Annotated in this window: 7 protein-coding genes; all 7 read right to left on the bottom strand. The window is 29.9% G+C overall.

From position 1 onward, the window contains the following. Positions 1-787: 787 nt before the first annotated feature. Complete coding sequence (gene mnmG, locus ACRCZX_RS04235; protein ID WP_438581700.1) at positions 788-2,677, bottom strand: tRNA uridine-5-carboxymethylaminomethyl(34) synthesis enzyme MnmG; 1,890 nt, start codon at positions 2,675-2,677, stop codon at positions 788-790. Between the two features lie 13 nt (positions 2,678-2,690). Beyond that, complete coding sequence (locus ACRCZX_RS04230) at positions 2,691-3,347, bottom strand: potassium channel family protein (RefSeq protein ID WP_438581699.1); 657 nt, start codon at positions 3,345-3,347, stop codon at positions 2,691-2,693. Positions 3,348-3,360: 13 nt separating this feature from the next. Beyond that, a complete protein-coding gene (locus tag ACRCZX_RS04225) occupies positions 3,361-4,710 on the bottom strand; it encodes a TrkH family potassium uptake protein (RefSeq protein WP_438581698.1) in 1,350 nt (449 codons plus the stop codon). Positions 4,711-4,839: 129 nt separating this feature from the next. Beyond that, positions 4,840-5,640, bottom strand: a complete 801-nt coding sequence (locus ACRCZX_RS04220) for a hypothetical protein (protein WP_438581697.1) — start codon at positions 5,638-5,640, stop codon at positions 4,840-4,842. A gap of 21 nt (positions 5,641-5,661) precedes the next feature. Further along, the gene (typA, locus tag ACRCZX_RS04215; protein WP_438581696.1) at positions 5,662-7,467 is read right to left on the bottom strand and encodes a translational GTPase TypA; all 1,806 of its coding nucleotides are present in this window, start codon (positions 7,465-7,467) and stop codon (positions 5,662-5,664) included. Between the two features lie 19 nt (positions 7,468-7,486). Next, positions 7,487-8,344, bottom strand: coding sequence for a tRNA pseudouridine(55) synthase TruB (gene truB, locus ACRCZX_RS04210; RefSeq protein WP_438581695.1), 858 nt, complete (start codon positions 8,342-8,344; stop codon positions 7,487-7,489). Between the two features lie 67 nt (positions 8,345-8,411). Beyond that, positions 8,412-9,962, bottom strand: a complete 1,551-nt coding sequence (locus ACRCZX_RS04205; RefSeq protein WP_438581694.1) for a putative glycoside hydrolase — start codon at positions 9,960-9,962, stop codon at positions 8,412-8,414. Between the last annotated feature and the right edge of the window lie 44 nt (positions 9,963-10,006).

The raw sequence follows: 10,006 nt of genomic DNA, 5'->3' as shown, positions 1-10,006 counted from the left end.
ATCTCCACCTTTTCCCCTGCTCCACACCGTGCATGCGACTTTCACCGCACACGGCGCTCCATCATAATTTCAAATTAAAACAATCTTAAAATTATTGACTTGGGGCTATCCGTCCACCACTTATTATCATGATTTCATCCGTACTGTGCCCCTACTCTCACAAGACTGAAGAAATTTCGTCATACTTCAACTTATATTCACCAACCCTCTAACTAGGTCTTTGTTGTGTCTTGTTTTCCACGTTCCATATTTTCTATCATAAATTCTACTTAGGTAGTTTCTTTAGCCCTGTAAGCTACATACTGCCTTTAACAGTATAGCGAGTTTCATAATAACTATTCTTACTAATCACCACTTACACCACATTTTTGCGGTTACAACATTTCTATTCTATAGTATTTTAGAGCCGTACATTCAAAACTTTGTCAGCACATGCGTGCATTCTTACCATATAGATTGACTCCCGATCTATCATTATCTCGACCACCTCTGGTTCGCATTTCCTCAGCCTACCTGTTAGGGATAACTCTCAACCGACTTTACCGAGCTTTACACCGTCTAATTTAGTTAGAATCAGACAGCATATCGGAGTATCAGAGGAAGCATTTCAGGGCGTTACTCCTTCATTCTACTTCTCGAAAATATAGTTCTATGTTAATTCACTTCACTAAGCTACTTTTAACATGTCGTAACTTTTCATTACAAAACGTGTCGCACAATTATTTACTTTGTCATCTGTATAGCTCAATCCTATTTTCTTTATTCCTTCAATTAAATACTCTTTCATCTATATCTTTCCCTTCATTTTTAGATACATTAATAAAACTTGAATATCTGCTGGAGAAACTCCAGAAATTCTTGAAGCTTGACCTATGTTATATGGTCTTACTTGTTTTAATTTATCTTTTGCTTCTTTTGGCATGTTTTCTAAAATGTCATAATCCATATCTTCTGGAAGTTTTTTAGTTTCTAAACTTTTATGCTTTTCTATCATCTTTAAAGACCTTTGAATATACCCAGAATATTTAACTTGAACTTCAACTTGATATTCTGTATCTGCATCATATCTACCTAAATCAAATTTTTCAATTATTTCAGACACATATTTAATATCAGAGTAGCTTACTTCAGGTCTTCTTAGCAACTCAATTAAAGTTATACCCGATTTAATCTCTGGTTCATTAGCTTTCATTAATATCTCATTAACTCTCTGATTACTGCTTCCAACATGTTGCTTTTCTAATCTTTCAATTATTTCTGCTACATCACTTTCTTTTTTCTGAACTCTTTTATGTTCGACCTCTGAAATTAAACCGATTTCATGACCCAATCCACTTAGTCTTAAATCTGCATTGTCTTCTCTTAAAACTAATCTATATTCACTTCTAGCTGTAAACATTCTATAAGGTTCATTTGTACCTTTTGATACTAAATCGTCTATCAATGTTCCTATGTATGAATCTGCTCTATCTAATATAACAGGTTCTTTTCCAAATACTTTTCTTGTTGCATTTATACCTGCTAAAAGCCCTTGAGCTCCAGCTTCTTCATATCCTGATGTTCCATTTATTTGTCCTGCTAAAAATAAATTTTCTACTTTTTTAGTTTCTAAACTATATTTAATTTCTTCTGGAATTATATAATCGTATTCTATAGCATAAGCATATCTCATTATTTTAGCATTTTCTAATCCTTCTATATTTTTTAACATTTTGTATTGAACATCTGTTGGTAATGACGAAGAAAATCCACTTACATAAACTTCATTTGTATCGTAGCCTTCTTTTTCTAAGAATAGATGATGTCTGTCTTTATCGGGATATCTAAACACTTTGTCCTCTATTGATGGACAATATCTTGGGCCCGTTCCTTGGATAGTTCCATTGAATAATGGAGATCTATCTTTGTTAGATATTATTGTATCGTGAACTTCTTTATTTGTAAACACCATATGACAAGGTATTTGTTTTCTAGTTAATACTTCTTCTGCAGTTGTTCTGCTAGAGAATTTTAATACTCCTTCGTCACCTGGTTGAATATCTACTTTAGAATAATCAATCGTTCTAGCATCTATTCTTGGAGGTGTTCCAGTTTTAAATCTTCCTAATTTTATTCCTAAATTTTCTAAAGATAATGGAAGCTCTTCTGATGACAACTCACCCATTCTTCCACCTTGGAATTGATTTTCACCTATGTGTATAAGACCTCTCATAAATGTTCCAGTTGCTACTACTACAGCTTTTGCTTTGTATTCTACACCCTCTTTGGTTTTTATTCCTGTAATTTTATTATCTTCTACAATAAGTTCTGTTACCATCCCTTGAATAACATCTAAATTATCTGTATTTTCAAGAGTTTTTTTCATCTCTTTGCTGTAATTTACTTTGTCTGCTTGAGCTCTTAATGATCTAACAGCTGGACCTTTTTTCGTATTTAAAACTCTTATTTGAATAAAAGTTTTATCTATGTTTCTTCCCATTTCTCCACCTAAAGCATCAACTTCTTTAACTAAATGTGATTTTGCTGGTCCTCCTAATGAAGGATTACAAGACATGTATCCAATTGTATCTAGCAATATTGTCAGTATTGCAGTTTTTGCACCCATTCTAGCAGCAGCAAGAGCAGCTTCACACCCTGCATGACCCGCTCCTATAACTATAACATCATAATTTTGCATTTTTACTCCTCTCTTACTTTAAATTCTTTAATTCTGTTGCTGTTTTTGCATCTGTTATTACAAGAAGTATATCTCCTTGTTCTATAACTGTATTTGGAGATAAATTTGGAATGAAATTTCTATTTCCTTTTTTTATTCCAACTATATTTACATTATATCTTTTTCTTATATCTAATTCTATTAAATTTTTATTCCAAAAAATTTCTGGTGATTTTATTTCAGCTAATAAGAAGTCTTTTGAAAATCTAAAGTGCTCTATCATATTTGGATCCATAGCAGCTAACGCTGTTCTTTTTCCCATGTATTCCTCTGGATAAACAACTTGATTTGCTCCTATTTTTTCTAGAACTCTCCCATGTCTTCTTGAAATTGCCTTTACTATAATTTTTTTTACTCCAAGTTCCTTTAAATTTAAAGTTACCATTATACTTGGTTCAATTGCACCTATACAAACAAATGCAACATCAAAACCTTCAAGACCTATATTTTTCAACTCTTTGTCATCCGTAGCATCTGCAACAACGGCATTTTCAACTATTCCACTATTAATTGCTTCTTGAATAGTGTCTTCCGACTCATCTATTGCCAGAACCTCTTCATTTGATTTATACAGTGTCTCTGCAACACTTGCACCAAATCTTCCCATTCCTATCACTACATATTGTTTCATTTTTCCTCCATTATTAACCAACCAGAATATTTTCTTTTGGATATCTTAAACTTTGTTTAATTTTCTTTTCTCCTAAAGCTAATGCAAAGGTCATTGGTCCTAATCGTCCAATAAACATAGTTATTATTATTAGTATTTTTGATATTACACTTAAATCTGCTGTTATTCCCATTGACAATCCAGCTGTTCCAAAAGCTGAAACTACTTCAAATACTATTTTTTCAAAACTCATTCCAGTTTCTATTGTCATAATTACCATTATTACTATTGAAACATATATTATGGATATAACCAAAATTGCAAGAGCTCTATTTAGTATATCCCAACTAATTCTTCTATTAAAAACGTTTATATTTTCTTTACCTTGAATAACCCCTATTACGTATAGAACTATAACTCCAATAGTTGTAGTTTTTATTCCGCCGCCTGTAGAACCAGGTGAAGCACCTATAAACATAAGAATGCAAAACATGAATACAGTTGCTGGGTTTAATGATCCCATAGGAACTGTATTAAATCCTGCTGTTCTTGTTGTTACACTTTGGAAAAATGAAGCTAAAATTTTATCTATCCAACTCAAATTTCCAATAGTTGTTGGATTTTTATATTCTAATAAAAAGAAGAGAATCATTCCTGCAAAAGTTAAAAACATTGAAACCAAAATAGCTACTTTTGATGTCAAAGTAAATCTTTTTACATCTTTTCTTACTGCAATTATAACTGAACTAATTACTGAAAATCCTATTCCACCCAATATTATTAAGTATGCTATAGTCATATTCATTAATAAACTTCCAGAATAGTTTTCTAGATTATTTGAAAACAAAGCAAACCCTGCATTACAAAATGCTGAAATCGAATGAAATATACCAAAATATATCGCTTTCGAAAGATTAAAAGTTTTCATGAACTCTAACGTTAAAAAGAATGCTCCTACTCCTTCTATTAATAGTACTATCAATACTATTTTCTTTATAAAACCAACGACTTCTCCACTACTCTCTGCATTTCTTTCTTCTTTTATAAGTTCTCTATCTTTATAACTCATTTTTTTTCCAATTAAAAGAAAAAATAAAGATGAAAAGGTCATTACTCCTAAACCACCAAGTTGAATAAATAAAAGTAATATAATTTGACCTTTAAATGATAAAACTTGACTTATATCTATAACTGATAATCCTGTTACACATATAGCTGAAGTTATTGTAAATATCGCGGTTAAAAAACTTATTTTATGACCTTCTTGTAAAGAAAATGGCATATATAGCAATATGGAACCCAAAACTATCGCTGCAAAAAATCCTAAAATTAACTTTCTTGAAAAAGAAAGTTTCTTTAGAGGACTTAAAAGTTTTTCTATCATTTTGTTTATTTCCTCCTGCAAAAAAATGCTTTTGTAATTATAACCTATTTTTAACATTTTTTCAAGTTATCTGAATAATTAAGAAGGATAGAATTAAAAATTCTATCCTTACTTTAATTAATATTATTTTTATCTATAAGAAATATAATCTGGATTTACTCCTTTTTTTAATAGTATAGGAATTAGATTATCATAACCTAATTTTTTTACTTTCAAATAAACTTCACCCAATATATTTTCTCCATATATATTTTTTTCTTTTGGATTATATTCTCCATTTAATAAAACTTCTATAACTTCACTTGAATTAGCATAATAAATAGGATAATTGCCTTTTTTATCTTTTAAGATATATTGACTATTATCTTTTTTTAATAATTCAATTAATATTTTTTCACTTTCTATGTTAACAGCCCAAAATATTGGATACCATCCACTAGAATCAAGAATTTTTAATTGAATATCCTTATCTATCAAATTCATAACTAATTTTTCAGGTTTTGTCTTTATATAAAAGTTTAATAACAACTCACCATCACTTGTAAAAGTATTTAAATTCGCTTTGCTATTAAAAAACATCTCCAAAGCATCAATACTATTTACAAAAAATATTGGAGATCTTGAAGAAATTACTGTATCAATCCCTACATTTTTTTTTGCAGGTAAATCCTTTGTTAAATTAGCTCCATTTACTAATAAACTAGAAATTACTTGAAGAGAATCCTCTTTTAAGGCTAAGCTTAAAAGAGTATCTCTACTTTTCAACTCTTTTTCTATATTAAATCCATTTTTTATTGCTCTATTTAAAATATACACATTATCAACAATAACTGCTGCTATTATTTCATCTTCTGTATATATTTTTTTATCAAAACTACTACAACCAATTAATGAAAGTAGAAGTGTAAATAAAATCAATAATTTTTTCATAGATTTACCTCTTATGAGTTATTATTTAGAGTTTTTTCTTCTGTCACTATCTTTTAAGAATTTCTTTCTTATTCTGATATTGATTGGTGTGATTTCTACTAACTCATCGTCAGCAATGTAGTCTAATGCTTGCTCAAGAGTATACTTTCTTGGAACAGCTATTCTTACTGCATCGTCACTTCCTGAAGCTCTCATATTTGTTAATTTCTTAGCTTTACATACGTTTACAACTAAGTCATTTTCTCTATTATGTTCTCCAACGATCATTCCCTCATAAACAGCTACACCAGGTTCAGTGAACAGTACTCCTCTATCTTGTAATCCACTTAAAGCATAAGCTATAGTTGATCCTTGCTCTAAAGATATTAAAACTCCTTTAGGTCTTGTAGGTATTGGTCCTCTATATGCTTCGTAATCGAAGAATGAGTGATTTAATATTCCTGTTCCTTTTGTATCTGTTAAGAATTCATTTCTGAACCCAATTAATCCTCTTGCAGGTACTTTAAACTCTAATCTTGTATATCCATCATTACCAGGGTTCATTGTTACCATTTCTCCCTTTCTGATTCCCATTTTCTCAATTACAACACCAACGAAAGCTTCATCAACGTCAACCATTGCTAATTCAATTGGTTCACATTTTACTCCATCAATATCTTTAAGTAAAACTCTTGGCTTTGAAACTTGAATTTCAAATCCTTCTCTTCTCATATTTTCTAAAAGTATAGAAAGTTGAAGTTCTCCTCTTCCTTTAACTTCAAATGCATCAGCAGCTTCTGTTGCTTCTACTCTCATACTTACGTTAGTTTGAAGTTCTTTTTGAAGTCTATCCCAAATATTTCTAGATGTTACGAACTTTCCTTCTTTTCCTGCGAATGGAGAGTCATTTACCATGAATGTCATCGCAAGAGTTGGCTCATCTATATCAATTACTGGTAATGCTACTGGTTCATTAATATCTGCAATTGTTTCTCCAATATCAATATTATCTAATCCAGCTACACAGAAGATATCTCCAGAGTATGCTTGTTGAATTTCTACTCTTTTTAATCCTTCGTATCCGTACATAACAGAAATTTTACCTTTAACTTGCTTTCCATCTCTTTTTATTAACATAACTTCTTGATTTCTTTTTAACATACCATTATAAAGTCTTCCTACTGCAAGCTTTCCAACATAGTTATCATATTCAATATTAGTTATTAAGAATTGAGTTGGTTTTTCGTTGTCTCCTTCTGGATCTTCAACGTGCTCTATTACTGTATCAAATAAAGGCTTCATGTTATCACTAACATCGTTTAATTCTTTCTTAGCAAATCCTGCTTTTCCTGAAGCATATACAACTGGGAATTCTAATTGTAAATCATTTGCATTTAACTCAATAAATAAGTCATATACCATGTATAGAACTTCTTCTGGTCTTGCATTTGGTCTATCTACTTTGTTAACTACAACTATTGGTCTATGTCCTTGCTCTAAAGCTTTCTTTAAAACATATTTTGTTTGAGGCATAGGACCCTCAAATGCGTCTACTAGTAAAACAACACAGTCAACCATTTTCATGATTCTCTGTACTTCTCCTCCGAAGTCAGCATGGCCTGGAGTATCAACTATGTTGATTTTATAATCTCCATAATTTACTGATGCATTTTTTGAGAAAATTGTAATTCCTCTCTCTTTTTCAATATCATTCGAATCCATTACTCTTTCTGAAACTTTCTCAAGTTCATGAGCTCCAAAAACTCCAGATTGTCTTAAAAGGCAATCTACTAAAGTTGTTTTTCCATGGTCAACATGGGCTATTATTGCAATATTTTTTATTTTCATATCTCTTCCTCTCTATAAATTAATAATACTTATAACCTTTTAATAAACCATTTGTTACTTCACCTAAGCCTATAAACTTATTGTTAGAATAAACAGAGTATTTTCCTTCATTTATTCTTTTTTTACATCTTTGGCCATTCACAAAAAGTTTTATATCCATTTCATCTTCAATATCTGTTCTTGGAAATTTAAAATAATCCTCTACAGAAACTAAAAATGAATAATCATTTTTTTCAACCATTTTCTCTATACTTTCTAAAGTAAATGATCTGTCTAGGTTCTCTTTTCCAACTCTAGTTCTTCTCAGTCCTGTCATTGTAGCAAAAGTTCCTAAATTTTCTCCTAAATCATAGATTAAACTTCTTATATAAGTTCCCTTTGAAACTGTGCAATTAATTTTGGCTTTTATACCATCAAACGAAAGTAAATCTAAGTTTGTTATACTAACATCTCTAGCTTTTCTCTCTATCACTACACCTTCTCTAGCTAACTCATAAAGTTTTTTTCCATCAACTTTTATAGCTGAATACATTGGTGGGACTTGCTTAATATTCCCTTTAAATGTTTCTAATGCATTTTTAAAAGTTTCTTTAGATATATTGAAATTCTCTGTTCTGTCTAAAACCTTTCCTTCTGTATCATAAGTATCTGTTTTGAAACCAAGTTCCAAATCTGCAACATACTCTTTTTCATACCCTTCAATATCTTGTGCTAATTTTGTTGCTCTACCAACACAAATAACCAAAATTCCTGTAGCTAAAGGATCCAAAGTTCCTGTATGACCTATTCTTCTCTCTTTTAAATTTCTTCTCAAAACCCTTATAACATCAAACGAAGTTATACCTATAGGTTTGTCTACAACTATTATTCCTTCCAAGTCTTTCTCCTTTAATTTAGTCAAATGCCATTATATCATACACTATACTTTTTTTAAACATTTATTTTTAATTCGCTGTAATCTTGTAATTATTACTTGGACTCCATAATAAATATTGATTTACTTTTAAATCATTCATTGCTTTTATTTGTTCTCTTATTTCTTTTTCATTATATTGTATATGACCTTTTACCCATTTAGCTGTAAAAGCTTGTATCCAAGGTCTTACAACTGCTGGTGATTCTATATTCTCGTTTCTATTTATAGAGTCCTTTACAGAATAATATATTGTTTTATATGGTTCCGCATCTGGTACTGGTATTCCATATGCTCCCTTTCCGTAATGACTTGGATACATCATAGGCGAGATGTAGTCAACAACCTGACTTACAGTTTCCCAATGTTGACCTAATCCCATATCATCATTAAATGTTCCTATTTGGCCATAAACATCGGCACTTATATATCCTCCTAAAGAGTTTATTCTTTCTCTTGCATTTTTTAAGTATTTTTGAATAGTTTCTGGTTTTGATTCATTTTTAGTATTTCTATAATTAAGTTTAGCATCTAATTTTCCTCCATTTGAAGCTGGGAATCTAACATAATCAAATTGAATTTCATTAAATCCAGCTTTTATAGCTTCTTCTGCTACAGATAAATTATATTCCCACAAATTTCTATCATGAGCTGATACCCATATAATTCCGTCACTGTTTGTATATGGTTTTCCAGTATCTCTAGATATAATAACTTTATCTGGATTAGCTTTAGCATAAGTTGGATCTTTAAACGATACAATTCTTGCTATTGTATATATATTGTTTTCTTTCATTGTTTTCATGAAACTCTCTATATTTTTTATTGGATAATTTTTTGTTACAGGAATTCTAAATTTCTTTGAAGCTTCCATTTCAAATGATAAAGTTCCATTGTCATCTTTCACATCTATTACAAATGCATTTATTTCAGTTTTTTTTGCTAAATTTATTAACCTTTCCATTTTTTTACTACTTCCAATTGTATAAATATTCAAGTAAATTCCTTTTACATCTACTCTTGGATTATTTTCAAAATTATTTATTGGATAATCTGTTTCAAAATCTATATTCTTCCAATTAGACGGTAATGTTTCATTTAAGTTTTGTGCAAATTCTACTTTATTTATCCATCCTTCTTTTTCTTTTAGATCTTTTCTATAAGCTATTTTTAATAAAGTTTTTTCTTTTCCCGCTTCTTCTATCTCTTTCTCTTCTAAAATTCTTATTTTTGTTCCTTTTCTTAAAACATCTTGCCTATTTTTCTGTGCGTCATCCATAAAAACATTTAAATTTTGATTTTTCACATATTTCATTTCATTTTTTTCTAAAATTTCTTTTTTTTGTTCTAACTTTAAAGGTGTGGCTTCTTCTTTTTTAATTAAATCTTCCTTTTTTAATTCTAAAGATGCACTATCTTTATTAAAAGATAGCACATCCACTTTTATTTCATCACTTACCATTTCTATAGTTTTTGGTTTATCGTCTAAAACAAACCTTTTAACTCCACAAGAAATTGTAAAAATAAAAATTACTAATAATATTAAAAATCTGAAAAATTTCTTTTTGTCTTTTACTCTCACGTTGTCCTCCACCAGTATATTTGCTTTATATATTCTAACAATTT

The organism is Cetobacterium sp. (assembly GCF_051658645.1).
Taxonomy (GTDB): Bacteria; Fusobacteriota; Fusobacteriia; order Fusobacteriales; family Fusobacteriaceae; genus Cetobacterium_A.
The sequence above is the reverse complement of the archived record's forward strand: the minus strand, read 5'-3'. Positions and strand labels throughout refer to the sequence as shown.